We start from the raw sequence: 23,334 nt of genomic DNA on the forward strand, positions 1-23,334 counted from the left end.
ATTTATCAAATATGAAAAGTATCAAAAATATATTTTACGCATCAATCGCACTGCTGGCACTTTCGGGCTGTGATGACTTATTAGAAGAAAATGTGTATTCTGAGCTTACGCCCGGAAATTTCCTGACTACCCTCGAAGGAAAAAATGCGGTATTAAATTCGGCTTACGGTAATTCTCAGGCAAAAGGGATTTGGGCTTATTTTCTTTCGCCTTATGTTTCCGGAGAACAATGGAACCGTGGCGGAAGTGTTGAATCCCTGATTACTCCTTTGAGCAACTTTACCTGGGACAGTAATCACGAATGGTTTAGTCAGTCCTGGTCGCAATTGTATGCTGCCATCCGCGATGCCAATATTGTAATTGACAATACTTCAACAACAAATGATAAAGAGAAATCATTAAATGCAGAGGCACGTTTTGTCAGGGCACTCAGCTTTTCTTATTTGTACAATTGGTACGGACCTGTTCCTTTGATTGTATCTTCGAAAAATGAGAATTTACAGCTTCCAAGACCAACCGATGACGAATTTAAATCTTTTATCGAAAAAGAATTTTTAGAAGTTTCGGAACTTTTACCGGTAAAAGGAGCACAAAATGGAAGGGCTACAAAAGGTGGTGCTTTGGGACTATTGTGTAAATTTTATCTGAATACAAAACAATGGCAGAAATCTGCTGATATTGCCAATCAGATTATTCTATCCAAAACGTATGACATACTGCCGGATTATAAAAGTGTTTTTGCCTTGAATAATGAATGGAATAAGGAGATTCTTTGGGCAACATCTGCCAATGGACAATCCGGACATATTTTGGTAGCTTTGACTTTTCCTACTGATTATCCACTGCCATTCAGCAATAATCAGGTTTTTGCTGCAAGGTCTTATTTATTTGACAGTTATGTGAATTCCTTTGCACCAAGTGATGTCAGAAAAAATCTATTTATCACCAAATACACCAATACATCCGGAACAACATTTCAATTGTTAGGAAATGACCAGACTTTTTCATACAAATATGAATTTGATCCTAACTCTGTTGGAGCGACCCAAGGCAATGATTTACCCGAAGTGCGCTATTCAGACATTTTGCTTTCGTATGCTGAGGCACTGAATGAATTGAACGGCCCTACCGAAGAAGCAATTAAAGCAATTAATAAAGTTCGTTTTCGTGCCGGGATAAGTTTAATTGACCTCGCCGATTATAATAAAGAATCCTTACGTGATTTGATATTACAGGAAAGAAGCTGGGAATTTTATGGCGAAAGTAAAAGTCGTGAAGATCAGATCAGGCATAATAAATTCATTACAGGAGCAATTGCCAGAGGAAAAAAAGCACAGGCTTTTCATGTGTTGTTCCCGATTCCGCTTACTGAATTAAACGCAAATCCAAATTTAGATCCAAATTTTGGTTATTAGAATTAACAACGAAAAATCATTTTCAAACAACAATAATAAATTAATATTATGAAGAAAACAGCATTTTTTATAAGCATATTATTTCTGACATTCAATACAATACACAGTCAGAAGAAAAATAGCAAACCCAATTTCATTATCATTTTTACAGATGATTTAGGATATGGAGATTTGGGTACGTATGGAAATCCATCCATTCTAACTCCAAATTTAGATAAATTAGCCAGTGAAGGTCAAAAATGGACGAACTTTTATGTAGCTGCCAATGTTTGTACGCCATCCAGAGCTGCCTTATTGACCGGAAGACTCCCTGTTAGAATCGGAATGGAAAGCGACACCCGACGTGTTTTATTTCCTAATTCGGCTGGAGGATTACCTGAATCTGAAACCACAATTGCCGAATTGCTGAAAAGTGCCTCCTATCAGACAGCGGCAATTGGTAAATGGCATTTGGGCCATTTAGAACCTCATACGCCACTTAACAATGGATTCGATTATTATTATGGAATCCCATATTCAAATGATATGGATCGTGATGAAAAAATTCCTTACCTGAAACTTCTTGATCCGGATTATAAAATCGAATCTAAAGATTTCAATGTTCCGTTAATCCGAAATAGAGAAATTATCGAAAGACCCGCTGATCAGACAACCATTACGAAGCGATATACGGAAGAATCAGTTGCCTTTATTAAGAAAAACAAAGACAAACCTTTCTTTTTATATTTAGCACATTCCATGCCTCATATTCCTCTTTTTTCATCAAAAGATTTTGTGGGTAAAAGTAAAGGCGGTAAATATGGAGATGTAATCGAAGAATTAGACTGGAGTGTGGGGCAAATCATTAAAACACTAAAAGAGCAAAAATTAGATGAAAACACGTATGTAATCTTTACCTCTGACAATGGCCCATGGAAGATCTTTAAAGAACAAGGCGGATCTTCAGGAACTTTATATGGTGCAAAAGGAACAAGTTACGAAGGTGGAACCCGTGTCCCTTTTATCATTTGGTCGCCAAAAAACCTGAAACCAAAAGTAGAAACCAAAATTGGAAGTACCTTAGATTTATTACCAACTCTTGGCAGCCTTGCAGGAATAAAACTTTCTGAGAATCTTAAAACGGATGGTTACGATTTGTCTCCGGTGTTAAAAGGTCAAACTAGCAATCCGAGAAATGAAATGTTCTTTTATCACGGAACAAAACTTTTCGCAGCCCGATTAGGAGATTATAAATTGTACTATTACAAAAATGACCCAAGCGGATATCCTGAAAAATTAGAAAAACTGGAAAAATTACAGTTGTTCAATCTTGCAATTGATCCATCCGAAACTAATAATATCATTGATAAAAAACCGGATGTTGCGGCTCAGATTCAGGAAGTGGTTTCAAAACATCTTGCAACTGTTGTGCCTGTTAAAAATAATCTGGATGATGTGGTGAAAAAATAACATCTCAACCCAATCTAAAAAAATCTTAATAAATTGTTTTTTTATGACACCAATGGTTATTAAGACCTTTTTCTAAGTCATTTTTTGATTTTGCAACAATTTTTAAAAACAGAAATAAGCTGAAAAAACATACTTTTCAACTTATTTCTGTTTTTTTATGCTTTAAAACAAAAACAACAAAACACTAAAAATCAATAACATAAATTAAAAACAACCTTAATTAACTTCTACTCTTTTGCCGTTTTACAAAAAAATTAAAAAAACTTTTGGATATCATTATATTAAATTTAACTTTGTCTATAGGATTAGTAGGGTTTAAAATCATATTTAATTATAAAAAACTATATTTTGAAAACAACAGTTAAAACCACACATCATATTCTTCTTGAAAATTACACGTATAACATTTCTTGTTGTATGTGCTGCTGTTGCTAAATCTTCACGTTTATTTCGTTTCAATTGGTTAATCTTTCTAATTGAATTTGAAGCAATTCTTTAAAATCATCACAAGTCTTATTGTTTATACCACAATGTTTGCTGCATTTTTTGCAACAAAAAGCATCATGACTTATATCTAAATATTAAAATCAAAAACAAATTTAAAACTCAAACAAAATGAAGAAAATGTACAGCAATTGCTAAAAAAAATATTTCTGCGGCAACGGAAATATCAGGATTAAAGAAAATTTATCGCTAAATCAAAGGGTTAACAGAGAGTTTTAAAACAAACTTTCAGACTTCCTTTTATAATTACCAAAACTACATTACGCAATGAAAAAAAATATAAACATCCTTTTATGGATTAGCATTTTATTGATTTCAGCCGGAATTAATGCCCAAAATACACAAGCCACCATTAACTCTACACTAAACGGAACTGTTATTGATCAGGTTACCAATCAGCCGATTCCGGGAGTTAACATTCAGATTAAAGGAACCACACACTCAGCAGTAACCGATTTAGACGGAAAGTTCTATTTCCAGACCGGTCAAAAATTTCCATACATACTGATTGTAAGTTATATTGGTTATGTGACTGCAGAACACACTGCAAATACTGATTTTGTTCAGATATCCTTAAAAGAAGACCGCAAGGAACTGGATGAACTTGTAATCATCGGTTACGGAAGTACGACCAAAAAAGATTATACAGGTGCTGCCGAAACCGTTTCTTCTACAGCATTAAAAGCAACGCAAAGAACACTCGAAAGTTCACTTCAGGGATCTGTAGCGGGTGTAAATGTTACACAGACTTCCGGTCAGCCGGGTGCAGGTTTAAGTATTCGTATTCGGGGAGGAAGCTCCATTCAGGGAGGAAACGAACCGCTGTATGTAATTGACGGCTTCCCGATTTACAATTCAGATTTCACTGCCGGAGTTTTGAGTGGTACGCCTACCAATCCGCTTTCATCCATAAACCCATCAGATATTGAATCGATTACGGTTTTAAAAGATGCTTCTTCAACAGCCATATACGGATCAAGAGGTGCAAATGGTGTTGTGATTATTACGACTAAAAAAGGATCTGCAAATGCCCTGACTGTCAATTATGATTATACCTTAGGACAACAGGAAGTTCGCAATAAAGTAGATGTTTTGGATGCGAAAGGTTTTGCAAGACTTAGAAATGCAGCTTTATTCGATACCAATCCGGCTTTGGGTCCTAATCAATATTTAAGTGAGGCACAAATTGCCGCATTAGGAAAAGGTGTTGACTGGCAGGAAGAAGCCTTTCAAAAAGGACTTGTACAAAATCACCAGTTAAGCGTTTCTGGCGGAAACAACCAGACTAAATATGCTGTTTCCGGAAATTATTACAATCAGGAAGGAATTATTAAAAACACCGGTTTTGAAAGACTGAGTGGAAGAGTAAACCTGAATTCAAAAATAAGCAGTAAAGCCAGATTAGGTTTGAACCTTACGATTTCAGAAACCAAATCAAAAGTGGCACCCGCAGGTTTAATAACTTCTTTATTGAGTATGCCGCCAACTGCCACGATTTATGACAGTAACGGAAAATATACGTTAAGAAATCCGTTTGAAAACATCTTTGCAAATCCAATCGCGACCTTAAACGAACGCAAAAATGAAGCGATAACCGATCGAATTTTAGGAACTATTTTTGGCGAATATGACATTCTGAAAAACTTAACCCTGAAAGTTTCTTTTGGAACCGATGTGATTTTCAATAAGGAAAAAAGTTACCTTCCAATAAGTATTTATGAAGGACTGATTACCAATGGAGAAGGTAAAATTGGAACAGCCGATTCTAAAACATGGCTAAATGAAAACACCCTAACCTATTCTAAGGTTTTTGCAGAAAAACACAGTTTGAATGTTCTGGCTGGTTATACACAGCAAAATTCTGTTAGGGAATTTGTTACCGCAGGATCACAGCAGTTTGTAAATGATGCTACTTATTATTACAGTCTGCAGAGTGGTAATGTAGCTTTAATGCCAACTTCGGGCGAAAGCACCTGGGCTTTAAATTCGTACTTATCAAGGGTAAACTATAATTACGATTCAAAATATTATTTAACAGCAAGTTTGAGAGCCGATGGTTCTTCAAGATTTGGAAAAGACAATAAATGGGGGTACTTCCCTTCTTTTGCGGCAGCATGGCAAATAAGCAATGAAGCTTTTTTTGCTCCTGTAAAAGACGTTATCAACAGCTTAAAAATCAGAACGAGTTACGGAGCCACAGGAAACCAGGAAATTGGAGAATACCAGTCGCTTTCGACATTAAGCAGTGTTAAATATCTTTTTGGAGACCAGATTTATACCGGATTTACACCAACAAGAATTTCAAATGATGCTTTAGGATGGGAATTAACCAACCAGTTTGATGCCGGTGTTGATGTTGGATTTTTTAATGATAAATTAAACCTTACCGTAGACGTTTACCGCAAAACAACCAAGGATTTATTGTTGGCTGTTCAGATACCATACACAACCGGATTTACCTCTTCATTACAGAACTTTGGTTCGGTACAAAATCAGGGAATTGAGTTAGGAATCAATACAGCACTTGGAAATACAGCATTTTCATGGAATTCAAATTTTAATATTTCATTCAACAGCAACAAAATCATTGCGCTCGGAAATGATGCTGAATTCTACACTTTTGGAAATTACATCCTTAGAAAAGGAGAATCTTTAGGAACTTTTTACGGTGCTGTAACCGATGGAATACTGCAAACAGCAGATATTGCCACAAAAGGAGCTTTCACAGGAAACGCAACGCCTAAAGCAGGTGATCGTTTATACAAAGATATTAATGGCGATGGTGCCTTTACAACCGCAGCAGACAGAACCAGTATTGGTGATGCACAGCCTGATTTTATATTTGGTTTCACGAATACTTTTACCTACAGAGGTTTTGAATTGTCTACACTGATCAATGGATCAGTTGGAAATAAAATCCTTAACGGAAATGCTCAGGCACTTGAATTGTATAACGGACAGCAAAATGCTTCGACAAGCGCTTTGGATGCGTGGACTCCAACGAATCCAAGTAACACTACTCCTCGTGCCAAACTGGATCCAGCACCTGTTTTCTCAAACCGATTTGTTGAAGACGGTTCTTTTGTGAGAATTAAAAACATCACATTCAGTTATAATTTACCAAAAAAGGTTTCAGAAAAACTGCTCCTGACTTCTGTTAAATTCAGGGTTGTGGGAGAAAACCTTTTCACTTTCACAAAATACACAGGATTCGACCCTGAGGTAACCAACGGAACCACAATTTCTCCAGGAACAGATACAGGAATTTACCCTGCTTCAAAAACAATATCGGGTGGTTTAACGATAACATTTTAAAAAGATACAGTCATGAAAAAAACAATTATATACAGTTTAGTACTTCTCTTTATCATAAGTGCTTGTAATCCTTTGGATGAAAATCCAAAAGCTTTTATCGCTTCAAACAGTTTTTACAAAACGCCCGAAGATGCAGAGGCAGCTGTAATCGCAGTTCATAATGCAATCAATAGTTCTACACACACACTTTACAATCGACTGATTCAGATTTCGACCGAAATGGCTACTGACGATTACGAAGCAGGTCCAAGAGCCCGAAATGCACACGTTAGAGCCTTGTCAAATTTAACGCATGATGCTTCAAACGACCGTATGCTGGAATTATGGAGACAAAGTTATGACGGAATAAACAGAGCCAACGTTGCGATTGACAACATTATAAATAATCCAAATTTAGAGCCGCAAAAAGCAAAAGATCTGGCTAACGAAGCAAAATTTTTAAGAGCCGTATTGTATTTTAATATCGTAAGATGGTTTGGTGATGTTCCTTTGGTTTTACATGAAACTACAACGCTGACTCCGGAGGCGATAAATCCTGCTAATACTCCTGAAGCCGAAGTTTACGCTCAGATTGAAACCGACTTATTAGATGCTGAAGGCTTACCGGTTGTACAGCCAATTAAAGGCAGAATAACTTCGGGTGCTGCAAAAAGTTTATTGTCTAAAGTATATCTGACTCAGAAAAAATGGCAAAAAGCTGCTGATAAAAGTCAGGAAGTCATTGACAGTAAAACCTATAGTTTATTTGAAAATTTTGCTGATGTATTTAATGTAGCTACGAAAAATGGCAAAGAACACATTTTTTCAGCACAGTTTAAAGGTTTAACCAACTGGAACGGTAATATGCTTGCCTCTACTTCTGCACCTAACACCGTACCAGGAATTGCAGGAGATCAGGCCGATGCTTTACATACTGCCGGTGGACTTTTTCAGGCTTTTGCCGAAACAGATAAACGTAAGTACATCACTTTTGGAGTTGAATTTGTAAGTCCAACAGATGGAAAAACGTACAAAACGATTCCTCATTTTAATAAATATTTTGATCCTGCAACTCCTGCTTCACCGGGACAGTCTTCAAAAAACACACCGATTATTCGATTTGCAGAAATATTATTAATTAATTCTGAGGCCTTAAATGAACTTACAGGTCCAACTACAGAAGCTTTTAAAGGAATTGACCGTGTGAGAGAAAGAGCCGGAATTGATTTGCTGTCCGCAACTTCTCCGTCAATCAACAAAGATGATTTTAGGGAAGCTGTTTTTGAAGAAAGAAGAAAAGAACTGGTTTACGAATACCAACGCTGGTTTGATCTTGCCAGAAGAGGTCCTGATTATTTTGTTGCCAAATTAAAAGCGGCAGGCAAAACCAATGCACAGCCGAAACATGTTCATTTTCCGATTCCACAAAGAGAACTGGATTTAAATAAAAATTTGAAACAAGTTCCAGCCTGGAGAGATAAAGTTAATTAATATGAAAAAAATAAAATCAAACATATTCACACTGTCATTAGCTCTTACACTAATGACAGCTGGAAATGAAGCAAGATCACAATCCGTATTTCCAACCGGAGTAACGATTTACAATCCTGCAAAAGCCTATAACAGCTACGTTTTACATTCTTCTCCGGATGAAAAATCACATCTGATAGACATGAATGGCAATGAAGTGAAAAGCTGGAATCATATCGGTTTTCCATCCGAATTAATTGATCCAAAAAACAATGGAGGCAAAAAAGGAAACATTCTGATTCAGCTAGAAAATGGTTCAGGTCTTTATGGCGGCATTTTTAATAATAAAGTATTGGGAGAACAGGATTGGAACGGCAATACGGTATGGCAATGGGGAACCAAAGCGCCCGGAGGCGCAGCACGCCAAAACCACGATGTACACCGACTGGAAAGCGGAAATACACTATTAGTAAGTACCGTTGACCATGTTGTACCGGGTGTTAGCGATAAACCAATTGATGACCAGACGATTTATGAAGTAAATTCAAACGGAGATATTGTCTGGAGCTGGAATGCAGGAGAACATATTAATGAATTCGGAATTGCTCCTGAAGGACGGGAATTGCTTCGAAAAGTATATGTTAACGGAAGAAAAGGACACGGATTTCTGACAATCAATGATATGCAGCCAATCGGTCCAAATAAATGGTTTGACTCGGGCGATACGAGATTTCATCCTGATAACATTGTAATTGATTCCAGGGAAGTTAGTTTTATTGCAATTATCGAAAAAAAGACCGGTAAAATCGTTTGGCGTTTAGGTCCTGATTTCGACATTAAAGAAAACGACCCAAAAGCATCCAACTTTGTAAATTCGGTTAATCTGAGACCAAGCTTGGCAACGAATGTTCCGCGTCCTGTAGACCGATTTAGCGGACAGCACGATGCACATATTATTCCGAAAGGTTTGCCGGGTGCAGGAAATCTGCTGGTTTTTGACAATCAGGGTCCTTCGGGCTATCCTCCTACCTATCTGGCTTCTCAGCTTGGTTCGAGAATTTTGGAAATTGATCCAATTAAAAAAGAAATAGTCTGGCAGTACACAGCATTAAATTCAAATCAGCCGGTTTGGAATTTCTACAGCTCTTTCATTTCAAGTGCCCGCCGATTACCAAACGGAAATACATTAATTGACGAAGGCATGAACGGAAGAATTTTTCAGGTAACACCTGCAGGAGAAATTGTCTGGGAATATGTAAATCCGTTTTTTAAGGAAACTACGCTTTCAGGCACACAAACCATTAAAACCAATTGGGTTTTCAGGGCACAGCCTGTTCCTTACGACTGGGTTCCGGACGGTACTCCACGTTCGGAAAATACTTTGGAACCAATTGATATTTCAAAATTTAGAATTCCGCAAAACAAAAAATAAATAATATAAAATTACAGTAAGATGAATCAAAAAAGAATTACAACCTTATTCTCTGCCCTGCTAATCGGGGCATTGGGATCTTATGAATTGAAAGCACAAACCAATTCGTCAAAACCAAATGTCATCCTGATAATGGTAGATGACATGGGGTATTCCGACTTAGGGAATTATGGTTCAGAAATTAAAACACCAAATCTGGACAGATTAGCCTCAGAAGGAACACGTTTACGAGAGTTTTACAACAACTCCATTTGTGCACCAACCAGAGCTTCTCTTTTAACCGGACAGTATCAGCACAAAGCGGGCGTTGGATATTTTGATACCAATTTAGGATTACCGGCTTATCAGGGTTATTTGAATAAAGAATCTTTAACCTTGGGAGAAGTTTTTCGTTCCGGAGGTTACAGCACTTTATTATCCGGAAAATGGCACGTAGGTTCTGAAGATAAAGCACAATGGCCTAACCAAAGAGGTTTTGACAAATTTTACGGAATCTTAAAAGGAGCTGCGAATTATTTTAATACAGACGGATTGCCTTTTGGAAAAACACCTTATCCGGTTGCCTTAATCCGTAATAATGAAGAACTGCATCCTAAAGCTGATTCTTATTATTTTACAGATGAAATTGGGAACAATGCCGTTACTTTCTTAGATGAACAAAACAAAGAAAACAAACCGTTCTTTTTGTATTTAGCTTTTACAGCACCGCACTGGCCATTGCAGGCAAAACCGGTTGACATTGCCAAATACCGTGGAAAATTTGATGAAGGCTGGGACGTTTTAAGAGAAAAAAGAATCAAAAAACTGAAAGAAAACGGTATTCTATTAGTCGATCAGACAATAGCTCCAAGAGATCCTGAAGTTCCGGAATGGAATAAACTGACGTATGACGAAAAACAATTTTGGAAAGCCAAAATGGAAGTTTACGCCGCAATGGTAGACAACATGGATCAGAATGTCGGAAAGGTTTTAGACAAATTAAAAGCCCTGAAAAAAGACAAAAACACTTTGATTGTTTTCATCTCTGATAATGGTGCACAAGGCGGATTCAATACGTACAATCCTTTACGAAGAGGTTTGGTGAAAAATGACGGCCCAATTGGAACTTCAGGTTCTTTCGATTATCAGGAACAAAACTGGGCTTACTTATCGAATACACCATTGCAGGATTATAAAAACAATATGCACGAAGGTGGTTTCAGTTCGCCTTTCATTGCGTGGTATCCATCAAAAATCAAAGCAGGAAGAATTGATAAAGGAACCGGACATTTAATTGACCTTGCTCCTACTTTTTATGATTTGGCCGGAATTGAATATCCAAAAGAACTGAATGGCGTAAAATCAAATCCGTTACCTGGAAAAAGTTTATTGCCTGTGTTAATTGACGGTGCTTCAGAAGTAAATCGCGGCGCTCCGATATTCTGGGAAAGAGCAGGAAACAGAGCAGTAAGAGAAGGAAAATGGAAATTGGTTTCTATCTACCCATCCTACCAATGGGAACTTTACAATCTTGAAAATGACAGGGGTGAAACCAACAATGTTGCACAGCAAAACCCGGGGATTGTAAACGAGCTTTCTGCCAAATATTTTGACTGGGCTGATAAAACCGGTGTGGTGGAATACAGCAAATTCAAACAAAAGAATGAATTAATTCCGGGTGCAGCGGCTAAAAAGTAAATTTAAAATGCCTTAATAATTATTTTGTTTATCGCTAATAAACAGTAAAGACAGAAAAATAAGTCTAAAACACTTATTCTTCTGTCTTTTTTATTTTCAGCAAACAAAACCACAACTAACTAAAAAACAATCAATTAAATAAAAAAAAATAATCTTCATTTTATTCTTTTTAAATAAATTTTTAAAAAACTTTTGGTTTTTCTAATATTAAATTTAACTTTGTCTATAGAATTAGTAGAGTTTAAAATCATATTTAAATCAAAAGCACTATATTTTGAAAACAACAGAAAGCATATCATCTTACATTCTTCCTAAAAAGTACACTTATAACACCTTTTGTTATATGTGCATCTGTTGCTAAACTCCCTGTTCACACATCGTTTACTACAAACGATCCTATCTGCTTAAATTTCCATTATTGAATATTATACCATCCTTTAGACGCAAAAAAAATGCATCTAAAAGATTGAAATATCAAATCATGTCTATATAAATATCTGAATTATAACTAACATAAAATAATCATGACACAACCAAAACAATTCAATCGATAAAAAGACATTTCTGCGGCAACAAAAATGAAAGGTTTAAACACATTTATCGCTAAATAAAACAATGCAAACAGAAAGTAAAACTTTCGGATTTTTTTAATTACAAACACTATTACCAAGAATGAAAAAAAATACAAACCTGATTTTATGGATTAGCATTCTGTTTATCTCCATAGGAATTAATGCTCAAAATACTGAACCGAATATACAGTCCAAACTAAACGGAACGATTGTCGATCAGATAACCAATCAGCCTATTGTGGGTGCTTCAGTAAATATTAAAGGAACAACGCATGGTGTAGAAACAGATTTGGATGGAAAGTTTTACTTTCAAACCGGTCAAAAATTCCCTTACACATTACAGATTAGTTACATCGGATATACTTCAAAAGAAATTGTAGTTGACGGAAGCCCGGTAGTAATAAACCTATCTGAACAAGTTGAAAAACTGGATGAGATAGTCGTTGTAGGATATGGCACATCGGCTAAAAAAACCTTTACCGGATCAACAGCAAAAATTGATGCCAAGCAAATTGCCAATCGACCGGCTCAGAGTTTTGATCAGCTGTTAGGCGGACAGGCTTCGGGATTAAATATTGTTCAGCCAAGCGGATCTTTAAATACCACTCCTGTTATTAGGATTAGAGGAATCAATTCTATCACAAGTTCTTTATATCCTTTAATTATTGTTGATGGTGTAACGGTTTTTACGGGAACAGCAGGAGGAGCAATTGGCAACAACCCGTTATCAGATATTAACCCTAACGATATTGAAACCATAGATGTTTTAAAAGATGCTTCGGCAGCAGCAGTTTATGGTTCACGTGCCGCAAACGGGGTTATTGTGATTACAACTAAAAAAGGAAAAAAAGGAAAACTGAACGTTAATTACGATGTTTGGGTAAGCTGGAACAAAGCTTCGAATTTGCCAAAACTTTTAAATGCTTCTGATTATGTAGCTATTAAAAATGAAGCGAGAACAAATGCAGGACTAACTCCCGGATTTGCTTTAGGACAAAATGCAGACGGATCTACAATTAATACAAATTGGTATGATGTAGCTTACCACACAGGCGTTTCGCAAAATCATAATCTTAGTTTTTCTGGTGCAACAAACTCAACAAGCTATTTTATATCTACCACTTATTCCGATCAGAATGGTATTTTAAGAACTAATGAATTTGAGAAGAAAGGAATTCGTCTTAATTTTGAACATAAATTAAACAATGCGCTTACTTTAGGAACTAATTTTTCTTATAATAACTCCATAAATTCCGGACCAAATTCAGGTTCTTCTACTCCTAATTCAGTTGCATCTTCAGCCGGAAATGGTGTCAATACACAATATATAGGTCTTCAGCCCCTTGGAAGACTTACTTACATTCTGCCTTCAAACGTTGCTGTTTACAATGCTGACGGAACTTACAATATTAATCCGAACAACGGAAATATAGGATATAGTGCAAATAGCCCTTCATTAGGAGTTTTTAATGCTTACAACCTGCAGACCATTTTAGATTTAGACAAAAATACCTCTGAAAACAACAGTTTTATTGGAAGTGTTTATGCCGAGCTTGAAATCATCAAAAATTTAAAGTTTAAAACAGTTTACGGAATCAATAATTTTGTGGTAGAAAACAAAGAATTTAGAAATCCATATAGTGGAGATGGTTTTTCTACTAAAGGTGGCGCTACCAATTCCAACACCAAATATGCAAGATCCAACTGGACCAATACCCTTACCTACTCTACTGTGTTTAATGACAAACACAATCTGAAAGTTCTTTTAGGACAAGAAAAAAACGTACGAGAAATTGACGGTTGGGGCGCTGTAAAAACTGGTTTAACAGATCCGTTTTTTACCAGTTATCAAGGTGGATTTACAACAATTGCTCCTGGCCCTTCTATACAGACAGAAAATGTTTTGCTTTCGTACTTCAGCAGTATTGCCTACGATTACAATAAAAAATATTTACTGAACCTAAATTTCAGAAGAGACGGATTATCAGCTTTGGCTTCAGGAAACAAATGGGGTAATTTTGGTGGTGCTTCTGTGGGATGGAATGTTTCTGAAGAAGATTTTTTCAAAAATTCATCTGTAAAAGAAGTGCTGAATGCCTTAAAAGTGAGAGCCAGTTACGGAATTGTAGGTAACAGCGAATTGAATGATTATGCTTCCTTGTCTCAATATACTGCCGGAACTTATGCGGGAGTTCCAACACTTAATTTTGGACAAGCAGGAAATTCAAACTTAAAATGGGAAACCAGTAAAAAGTTTGATATTGGTGTAAATTTCGGATTGTTTGATAACCGAATTACAGTGGAAGCTGATTATTACAAAAACGATATCAATGACTTAATTTTAAATGCTCCTCAGGCTTTATCTCAGGGAATTCCAAACAACTCCATTGCAGCAAACGTAGGATCATTGTACAATAAAGGTTTTGAACTTACGATAAATGCAAACATTATAAATGATAATAAGTTTCAATGGAATGCAAGCTTTAATCTCTCTACCATCAAAAACAAAGTAACCTCTTTAGGTGGATATGGAGATATTTATCCAACAGCTTTAAGCACTTTCGGAATCCAGAATATTACCCGGGAAGGCTATTCTGTAGGATCTATTTTTGCAGTGCCAACAACCGGTGTTAATCCTGAAAACGGAAACCGTGTGTATGTAAATGCGAATAATGAAGAAGTTCAATATAATGCTCTTACAAAAGCTTTTACCTATCTAAACGGAAACACTGCTCCGGCAATCGATAACTACCGTGACGGTCGCATTCAGGGACCTTCCTTGCCAACTTATTATGGTGGTTTAAATAACAACTTTTCCTATGGCAATTTCGATTTAAATATTGGTCTTACGTTTTCAGGCGGAAACAAATTGTACAACGGTACAAGAGCAACTTTGTCTGACCAAAGATTCTTTAATAACGGAACTTTCATTAAAGACCGCTGGACAACGCCGGGTCAGGTTACTGATGTTCCTAAATTAGTTTACGGGGACAGTTTTTCAGGCGGTTTTTCTTCAAGCAACTCTGCTTATGTGGAAGACGGATCGTATCTGAAAGTTAAAAATATCATTTTAAGCTACAGAATTCCAATTCAGAACGAATTAGTAAGTAAATACATTTCATCAGCAAAAATATATGCACAGGGATCTAATTTATACACTTTGACAAAATACCGTGGTTCAGATCCTGAAATTTCAATTAACGGAAACTCAATCAATTCAGGGAAAGATCAAAACGTTCCGGCAAATTCATCCGTATTTACTTTAGGACTTAATGTAGGTTTCTAAGACTCATCTTAATTACACAATTAAATAAAAGACAACATGATTTTCAATTATAAAAACTATAAAAAAAGCATCAAAAAAGCTTTTATTATCACTCCTTTCTTAGCCTTAGTACTGGCTGGATGCAGTGATGATGCCCTGGATACCGTTCCTGAAACAAGTATTTCTACAGGAACGGCATTTAGTACACCGGCAAAGATTTTAGCTCAGGTTAACGGTCTTTACGGTCAATTCAGCAATCCGTCTTTATATGGCGGCAGATTCATTATTTTCAATGAACAAAGAGGCGATGAATTCAGTCAGAATGATGGTAACAACTCAACTGGTGCGAATGTATGGAATCAGTCTATTACGGCATCCGGAGATTTTGTAAACTCGGTTTGGAGTGTTGCTTACACTGCCATTAATTTTTCGAATATCTTAATCGATAATTTAGCAACCTCAACCGTTGTTACAGAAGATTTACGTAAAAATTATATTGCCGAAGCTAAATTTATCAGAGCTATTTCCTACCTAAGTTTAGTACAGACCTATGCAAAACCGTATGCCCAAAACAGCGCCGCTTTGGCACTTCCGCTACGATTAAAAGGAAATTCATCAGGAGGACTTAATGATTTGGCATTTAGCAGTGTTGCTGATGTTTACACACAAATCATTAAAGATCTGGACGAAGCCGAAGCAGATTTACCGGAAAGTTATGCAACAGGAATCCTTACTGCATCAAGAGCACACAAAGCTACGGCGATTGCCTTAAAAACGAGAGTATATCTTAGTAAAGGTGATTATCCTAAAGTAATTTCAGAAGCCAGTAAATTAGTTCCTGCGACTGCCCCTTTTCAATACGTTTCAGGAAGTTTGACACATCGTTTAGAACCAAATGTGGCTACCGTTTTTGGAGGTTCTTATGTAGGTAACGAAGCCATATTTTCAATTCCGTTTACAACTGCAGCCGAGGCTCCGGGTTTACAAAGTGCCCTTGGCGGAAACTATCTGACACCGGTACTCTATTTTAATTCGGCCGGAATTATTGCTGACAATGTTTTTGCTTCTGCTCTTTCTGCAGATGCCCGAAAAACACTTGTAATTACAAACGGTACAGGACAAAAACTACTAAATAAATTCAAGAAAAGCGGCGCTCCTTTTACAGATTATGTTCCGGTAATTCGCTACGCCGAAATCCTGCTGAATTATGCTGAAGCCGCTGCACAAAATGACAATCTGCCTTTGGCCAGAACTTTATTATCTGCGGTTAGAAACCGTTCAGATGCTGCTTATGTTTTTACAACCGGAGTAACTCTTAAAGATGAATTAATCGCAACCATTATAAACGAGAGACGAATTGAATTGGTTGGTGAAGGATTCCGCACACCGGATTTATTGAGAAGAGTTCAGACGCTTCCGGGTAAAACAGGAAATGCGGGGGTAGCTCCTGCTGTATTGCCAACTGCAAGTAATTACGTATGGGCAATTCCGAGTAACGAATTGGCTTATAACAAACTGGCTCCAAGATAACATAATCAAAATCATCAAGTTTTTAAAAAATATCAAAATGAAAAATAATTTTAAATGGTTCGCTGTAATCTTCGCAACAACGATTATCAATGCCCAGCAAAAAAATAGCGCCGAAAAGATTTTCATCAATGGAAATATTATTACGGTTGATGCCAAAAACAGCACGGCACAGGCTGTTGCAGTAAGTAACGGTAAAATCCTTGCTGTTGGAACGAATGCTTCAATTGAAAAACTAAAAGATAAAAATACGGTTGTTGTTGACTTAAAAGGAAAAACCGTAGTACCCGGATTCATCGACGGCCACAGTCATTTTATGGGTTTATCCAGATCGGCTACGGTAAACGTAGGTTCTCCTCCAATGGGTACTGTAAAAAATATTCCCGATTTGGTAAAACGTATTCAGGATTTTCAAAAGGAAAAAAATATCGCTCAGGGCGAATGGATCGATGCTTACGGATACGATCAGGATCAATTAGAAGAAAAAAGACACCCGAATAAAGAAGACCTTGATGCTGCTTTTCCAAATAACCCGGTAACGATTACGAACATCAACGGGCACATGTCGGTTTCGAATTCTTATGCGTTAAAACTTTCTGGAATTGACACAAGTACAGCTAACCCTGCCGGTGGTGCCATCGAAAGAAAAAAAGGTACCAACGAACCAACAGGATTGTTGCAGGAAAATGCCGGAAGATTACTGAAAAGACCTGCAAAACCAGCTCCTTCGTTAGACGATCAGATAAAAGGCTTAAAAGAACAGCAATTGTTTTATGCGAGCAACGGAATTACAACCGCTCAGGACGGATACACGAGTTTTGAGGCACTTCAGTTATTAAAGAAAGCAGCCGACAAAAATGCTCTATTTATCGATATTGAAGCTTTGCCGGGCTATCCAACTTTAGATAAGGTACTGGAAAATCCTGAATTTAAGTTTGGTGTTCTAAAAAACCACTTAAAACTGGCCGGAACAAAAATGATTGCCGATGGTTCACCACAAGGTAAAACTGCTTTTTTCAGTAAATCCTATTTGGTAGAAGTACCGGGCTGTAACCACGATCACTGTACAGGTTTCCCTAACATTACGCAGGAACAGTTTGATGCACTCGTTATTAAAACTTTTCAAAACAACATTCGCCCATTTGTGCATTGCAACGGAGATGCGACGATCGATATGTACTTAAAAGCAATCGAAAATGCGAATAAAACTTTAAATGTAAACAGCAGCGATCGCAGACCGGTTACGATTCACTCTCAGTTTGTAAGACCTGATCAGTTAGATGGCTATAAAAAACTCGGCATCATTGCGGCTTTATTTAGCAATCACGCTTTCTTTTGGGGCGATGTACATACCCGTAATTTAGGTATCGAAAGAGCCAGTTTTTTAAGTCCGCTAAAATCAGCCCTAAAAAAAGGAGTTGTGGCAACCAACCATACTGATTATCCGGTAACGCCATTGAATCAATTGTTTTTATTGTGGACATCGGTAGAAAGAAAATCCCGTACAGGACAAGTTATTGGTCCAGATGAACGCCTGACTCCTATCGAAGGTCTTCGCGCCATTACTATAAACGGTGCTTACGAATATTTTGAAGAGAATAGCAAAGGTTCTATCGAAGCCGGAAAATTGGCAGATTTAGTGGTACTGTCAGACGATTTAACAAAAATAGAACCTTCTAAAATAAAAGACATTACTGTTTTGGAAACCATAAAAGAAGGAAAAACGATTTTTAAAAAGGACTAATTTAAAAACTAAAAAAATGACTCAGACAAACCTTAATCCGGCACCTGCTATAGCAATCAGAGTATCAAAAAAGAATGATGAAATTTCATGGTTTAGTGAAACTGTTTCCAGAAATACAAACGCTTCAGACAGCAGGAATACAAATTTGAAAAAGGATTCTAAAAAAAATAAATAATAAAAATGATTGAAGGAAAAATTGAAACTGTAAGCATCAGAACCACAGAAAGAGTAGCTGAAATTTCCTGGTTTAATGATATTATTGGTGGAGATACGGAATATTTAGGGGTTTTAGATAACAACCGAAGAAGCAGTTACGAACACTGTCGTGAAATCACTTTAGAGGCTGAACGTCTCGGATTTAGTAATATTCTTTATCCTTCAGCCTATACTGTGGGACAGGATGTGCTCACTTTTGCTGCCAGTGTTGCTCCTGAAACGCATAAGATTACTTTATTACTGGCGATTCGTACCGGAGAAGTTCATCCGCCGATGTTAGCAAGGGCAATTTCATCATTAGATCACATTTTGAAGGGACGATTAATATTAAATATCATCAATTCTGATTTGCCGGGAACCCGCGAAGATCCTAATCTAAGATACCAAAGATGTTCTGAAGTGATTCAGATTTTACAACAAGCCTGGACACAGGACAGAATCTCTCACAAAGGTGAAATTTATCAGTTTGACCTGCCTTCTGACCCTGTAAAATCGTACCAGCAAAATGGAGGTCCATTATTGTATTTTGGAGGAACCTCTCCCGGATCAAGAGCGGTTTGCGCCAAACACTGCGATGTATTTTTGACCTGGCCTGAATCTGAAGAATCGATGTATGCGACTTTAAAAGAAATGAGTGAACGTGTTGCTGCAGAAGGAAGAGTGATCGATTTTGGATTAAGGATCCATGTAATTGTTCGCGAAACGCAGGAAGAAGCAAGAGCGTATGCGAAGAAGCTAATTTCAAAATTTGACGAAAAACGAGGACTGGAAATCAGAAGCCGCGGTGAAGATTCGCGCTCACTGGGAGTTTTAAAACAAGATGAATTAAGAGAAACTGCTGATAATGAAGGATATGTTGAAGATATTTTATGGACAGATATTGGCAAAGTTTTTTCAGGCTGCGGAAGCGGATTGGTGGGAAGTGCCGACCAGATTGTCGAAAAACTAAACCGCTATATGGATATGGGTTTCCGTTCTTTTATTTTCTCCGGTTTTCCTCTAATTGAAGAAGCGAATTATTTTGCCAAACTAGTTTTACCACGTTTGCCTAATGTTTCACTGCCTGATTTACAAGGAAGAATTCCAAAAGAAACACCTTCAACACCTTTAACCAATGCCGAATTGGTTTAGCTATAAAAATTAAAATTTAAAATGTCAGAAATAGAAAAAAAACAAGAATACAAAAGAGAACTCGGTCTTGCCGATGCTGCCTTATTGGTCGCCAGCGGAATGATTGGTTCGGGAATTTTTATCGTAAGTGCCGATGTTACCCGTAATATCGGATCAGCGGGCTGGCTTATTTTAGTATGGCTAATCGGCGGATTCATGACCTTAACTGCAGCCGTTAGTTATGGAGAATTAAGTGGAATGTTTCCGAAATCGGGTGGTCAGTATGTTTATTTAAAAGAAGCTTACAATCCGCTCGTAGCATTTGTTTATGGGTGGAGTTTGTTTACAGTCATTCAAACCGGAACCATTGCTGCAGTTTGTGTTTCGTTCTTTAAATTTCTGGCGTATTTTTTTCCGCTTTTCAGCGAAGATTTGGTAGCCTTTAAAATTGGAGATTCATTTACCATTTCGCCGGCACAGCTTTCGTCGATTGTCTTGTTGTTCATTTTAACCTATATCAATACCAAAGGAGTAAAACTCGGAAAAGTGATTCAGAAGTTTTTTACCGGAACCAAATTAATCAGCTTACTAATTCTGATTGTCTTCGGGTTTATCTTTTTTAAACCCGAAATCTGGCAGGCAAACTGGGCAAATCCTTTTCATCTGCAGAAATTAAATCCGGATGGTTCGTTTTTACAATACACCAATACACCTGCTTTTTGGGGCGCCATCGCTTCTGCATTAGTCGGAACCGTAATCAGTTATGATGCCTGGAATAATGTAACTTTTGTTTCGGATGAAATAAAAAATCCAAAGCGAAATATTGGTTTGAGTTTGCTTTTAGGAACTGCCGTCGTTACCATTATTTATGTATCAGTGAATGTAATGTTTACGGCAGTACTGTCTATTGAAGCCATTGGAACGCCGGAAAAAGACAGGGTTGGAATTGCCGCTGCCCAGGCTATTTTTGGCTCTAGTGGAACGTCGATTATTGCTTTAATGATTCTGATCGCTTCTTTTGGATGTGCCAACGGAATGATTTTATCAGGTGCAAGAGTCTATCAAAGCATGGCAAAAGACGGTTTGTTTTTCAAGAAAACAGCGATTTTAAATAAACATGCTGTTCCTGCAAATGCACTTTGGATACAGTTTTTTATGGCTGTTATTTTGAGCTTAAGCGGTCGCTACGGAAACTTATTAGACATGATTTCTTTTGTAGTCGTTTTATTTTACGTGATAACCATTGCCGGAATTTTTGTCCTACGAATTAAAAAGCCCCAGCACGAAAGGCCTTACAGGGCATTTGGCTATCCGTTTTTACCCGCGATTTATATTGTTTTAGGGTCGGCGTTTTGTATTTTATTGATCATTTACAAACCAACCTATACCTGGCCAGGATTGATTATCGCAGGCATCGGAATACCCGTTTATTATATCAGAGAAAAATTCTCAACATCTAAAATTCCAAATTCTGACAATAGTTAAAATTGTAACTCTTGAAAAATATTAGCTAAAGAACCAAAAAACCATTCAATATGAACTCATTTTATCAGGAAATAGCAAATCAGCATCAAAATTTATCCCTTCTTCCTCCAAAGAAATTAATCCATCATTTTATTGATGAGTTGTTTTGTGTGTTGTTTTCAACTACGTCTAAATCTTTAGGCAATGTGACTATTATTGAAGGCAAATTCACTGAATTAGAAATTCAATTCAACGAATTAGTGTTGGATTTTGCTCCGGAAAGCGACAAAAGCAATCAACAGACCAAAACGTTTTTTCATGCCTTGCCGGCTTTACACAAAAAAGTACTGAATGATGCCCAGACCATTTTTTCTAAAGATCCGGCTGCCAAAACTTTGGAGGAAGTTTTGTATTCTTATCCCGGATTTTTTGCCATTGCAATTTATCGCTTCTCACACCAGCTTTGGGAACAGGATTTGAAACTTTTGGCACGAACTATTTCAGAGTATGCCCATATTAAAACCAGTATCGAAATTCATCCCGGAGCGCAGATTGGAGACGATTTTGCCATCGACCACGGTACCGGAATAGTCATTGGAGAAACAGCTGTGATTGGCAATAATGTCCAAATTTATCAGGGTGTGACGCTTGGTGCTCTAAGTGTAAAAAAAGAAGAAGCTTTCATTAAAAGACATCCCACAATCGAAGACAATGTGGTTATTTATGCCAACAGCACTATCCTTGGAGGACAGACAACTGTAGGCAGAGATTCCATCATTGGAGGAAATGTTTGGCTTACTTATACTGTTCCTTCAAACTCAGTTGTGTATCATAAAAATGAGATGAAAGTAAAAGATAACAATCCGTTCCCGGAACCAATTTTTTATTCGATATAAAAAAATTTAAACCATATAAGTTCATTTAAAAGCAATGTCTAAAAAAGTTTTTTGTTTCACGCAAATTCTGGAAGATTATGGCAGATTTAATTTAGATAAATATTTATGAAAAAAATCTGCGTACATCTGCTTAAATCTTTTTTAAATCTGCGTGAAAAAAAATTAAAGGATTGCATAACAGACTAAAACTAAAATGAACTTATATCACTTATATGGTGAGAAAAACAAACCAACTATTATGAAATATCAAAATATACTGGAAACCATAGGCAATACACCTCACGTAAGGCTCAACAAACTTTTCAAAAATCATCAGGTTTGGATTAAACTGGAAAAAACAAACCCGGGGTCGAGCATCAAAGACCGTATTGCTTTGGCGATGATTGAAGATGCCGAGAAAAAAGGGCTTTTAAATCCGGATTCGGTTATTATTGAACCTACTTCGGGGAATACCGGAATTGGACTGGCATTGGTTGGAGCTGTCAAAGGGTACAAAGTCATTTTGGTAATGCCGGAATCCATGAGTCTGGAACGAAGAAAAATCATGAATGCGTATGGTGCCGAATTTGTTTTGACGCCTAGAGAAAAAGGAACTTCGGGTGCTGTTGAAAAAGCACATGAACTGGCTGCCGCAACCCCCAATTCATTTATACCATTGCAATTCAATAATCCTGCAAATGTCGAAGTTCATGAAAGAACAACCGCTCAGGAAATCATTAAAGATTTTCCAGATGGAATTGACTATCTGATAACAGGTGTTGGAACGGGCGGGCACATTACCGGAGTTTCCAAAATTTTAAAACAGCATTTTCCAAATTTAAAAACCTTTGCTGTCGAACCTGCGTTATCACCTGTTTTAAGCGGTGGTCAGCCCTCACCTCATCCTCTGCAGGGAATTGGAGCAGGGTTTATTCCTCAGGTTTTTAACAGCAAATATATTGATGAAGTTATTACAGTCGAAAAAGATGCCGCTTTTAATTATGCAAAAAAAATAACCCGCGAAGAGGGAATTTTTTCAGGCATTTCAACAGGAGCAGTGCTGTCTGCCGTTTCTCAGAAACTGAAAGACATCCCTGAAAATGCTGTAGTTCTGACTTTCAATTATGACACCGGAGAAAGATATCTCTCTATTGATGAGCTGTATTGATCCGTTATAGGTGTCAGGCTAAGCGGAGTCGAAGCCCTTTAGTGTTTAAAAGCCTTCGACTCGGCCTGACATCAATTCATTAAGTTACAAATAATTTAACACATTAATATTCAAACAACTAAATCAATTATTTTTTTTAACATAAATTTACT

The 23,334-nt window shown here is 37.1% G+C and carries 14 protein-coding genes; all 14 read left to right on the forward strand.

What is annotated here, in order from left to right; all coding sequences use genetic code 11:
* Positions 1 to 11 precede the first annotated feature (11 nt).
* On the forward strand, positions 12 to 1,415 hold the full coding sequence (locus tag FLV_RS18140; protein ID WP_243236108.1) for a RagB/SusD family nutrient uptake outer membrane protein: 1,404 nt from the start codon (positions 12 to 14) through the stop codon (positions 1,413 to 1,415).
* 48 nt (positions 1,416 to 1,463) lie between these two features.
* Positions 1,464 to 2,864, forward strand: a complete 1,401-nt coding sequence (locus FLV_RS18145; protein ID WP_243236109.1) for a sulfatase — start codon at positions 1,464 to 1,466, stop codon at positions 2,862 to 2,864.
* 771 nt (positions 2,865 to 3,635) lie between these two features.
* The gene (locus tag FLV_RS18150; protein ID WP_243236110.1) at positions 3,636 to 6,683 is read left to right on the forward strand and encodes a SusC/RagA family TonB-linked outer membrane protein; all 3,048 of its coding nucleotides are present in this window, start codon (positions 3,636 to 3,638) and stop codon (positions 6,681 to 6,683) included.
* Between the two features lie 12 nt (positions 6,684 to 6,695).
* A complete protein-coding gene (locus FLV_RS18155) occupies positions 6,696 to 8,153 on the forward strand; it encodes a RagB/SusD family nutrient uptake outer membrane protein (protein ID WP_243236111.1) in 1,458 nt (485 codons plus the stop codon).
* 1 nt (position 8,154) lies between these two features.
* Positions 8,155 to 9,564, forward strand: coding sequence for an aryl-sulfate sulfotransferase (locus FLV_RS18160; RefSeq protein ID WP_243236112.1), 1,410 nt, complete (start codon positions 8,155 to 8,157; stop codon positions 9,562 to 9,564).
* A 21-nt stretch (positions 9,565 to 9,585) separates the two neighbouring features.
* The gene (locus tag FLV_RS18165; RefSeq protein ID WP_243236113.1) at positions 9,586 to 11,241 is read left to right on the forward strand and encodes an arylsulfatase; all 1,656 of its coding nucleotides are present in this window, start codon (positions 9,586 to 9,588) and stop codon (positions 11,239 to 11,241) included.
* A gap of 672 nt (positions 11,242 to 11,913) precedes the next feature.
* A complete protein-coding gene (locus tag FLV_RS18170) occupies positions 11,914 to 15,099 on the forward strand; it encodes a SusC/RagA family TonB-linked outer membrane protein (RefSeq protein ID WP_243236114.1) in 3,186 nt (1,061 codons plus the stop codon).
* 36 nt (positions 15,100 to 15,135) lie between these two features.
* The gene (locus FLV_RS18175) at positions 15,136 to 16,608 is read left to right on the forward strand and encodes a RagB/SusD family nutrient uptake outer membrane protein (protein WP_243236115.1); all 1,473 of its coding nucleotides are present in this window, start codon (positions 15,136 to 15,138) and stop codon (positions 16,606 to 16,608) included.
* 37 nt (positions 16,609 to 16,645) lie between these two features.
* Positions 16,646 to 18,349, forward strand: a complete 1,704-nt coding sequence (locus FLV_RS18180; RefSeq protein ID WP_243236116.1) for an amidohydrolase — start codon at positions 16,646 to 16,648, stop codon at positions 18,347 to 18,349.
* Between the two features lie 16 nt (positions 18,350 to 18,365).
* On the forward strand, positions 18,366 to 18,524 hold the full coding sequence (locus FLV_RS18185) for a hypothetical protein (protein ID WP_243236117.1): 159 nt from the start codon (positions 18,366 to 18,368) through the stop codon (positions 18,522 to 18,524).
* 5 nt (positions 18,525 to 18,529) lie between these two features.
* Positions 18,530 to 19,696, forward strand: coding sequence for an LLM class flavin-dependent oxidoreductase (locus FLV_RS18190; protein ID WP_243236118.1), 1,167 nt, complete (start codon positions 18,530 to 18,532; stop codon positions 19,694 to 19,696).
* A gap of 21 nt (positions 19,697 to 19,717) precedes the next feature.
* A complete protein-coding gene (locus FLV_RS18195; RefSeq protein ID WP_243236119.1) occupies positions 19,718 to 21,160 on the forward strand; it encodes an APC family permease in 1,443 nt (480 codons plus the stop codon).
* A gap of 50 nt (positions 21,161 to 21,210) precedes the next feature.
* Positions 21,211 to 22,035, forward strand: coding sequence for a serine O-acetyltransferase EpsC (gene epsC / locus FLV_RS18200; protein WP_243236120.1), 825 nt, complete (start codon positions 21,211 to 21,213; stop codon positions 22,033 to 22,035).
* 238 nt (positions 22,036 to 22,273) lie between these two features.
* Positions 22,274 to 23,182 carry a cysteine synthase A gene (gene cysK, locus FLV_RS18205; protein WP_243236142.1) on the forward strand — a complete coding sequence of 303 codons (909 nt, stop codon included), beginning with the start codon at positions 22,274 to 22,276 and terminating at the stop codon, positions 23,180 to 23,182.
* The last annotated feature ends 152 nt before the right edge of the window (positions 23,183 to 23,334 follow it).

Origin of the sequence: Flavobacterium pectinovorum, from assembly GCF_022802975.1 — a bacterium.
GTDB classification, from domain to species: Bacteria; Bacteroidota; Bacteroidia; order Flavobacteriales; family Flavobacteriaceae; genus Flavobacterium; species Flavobacterium pectinovorum_B.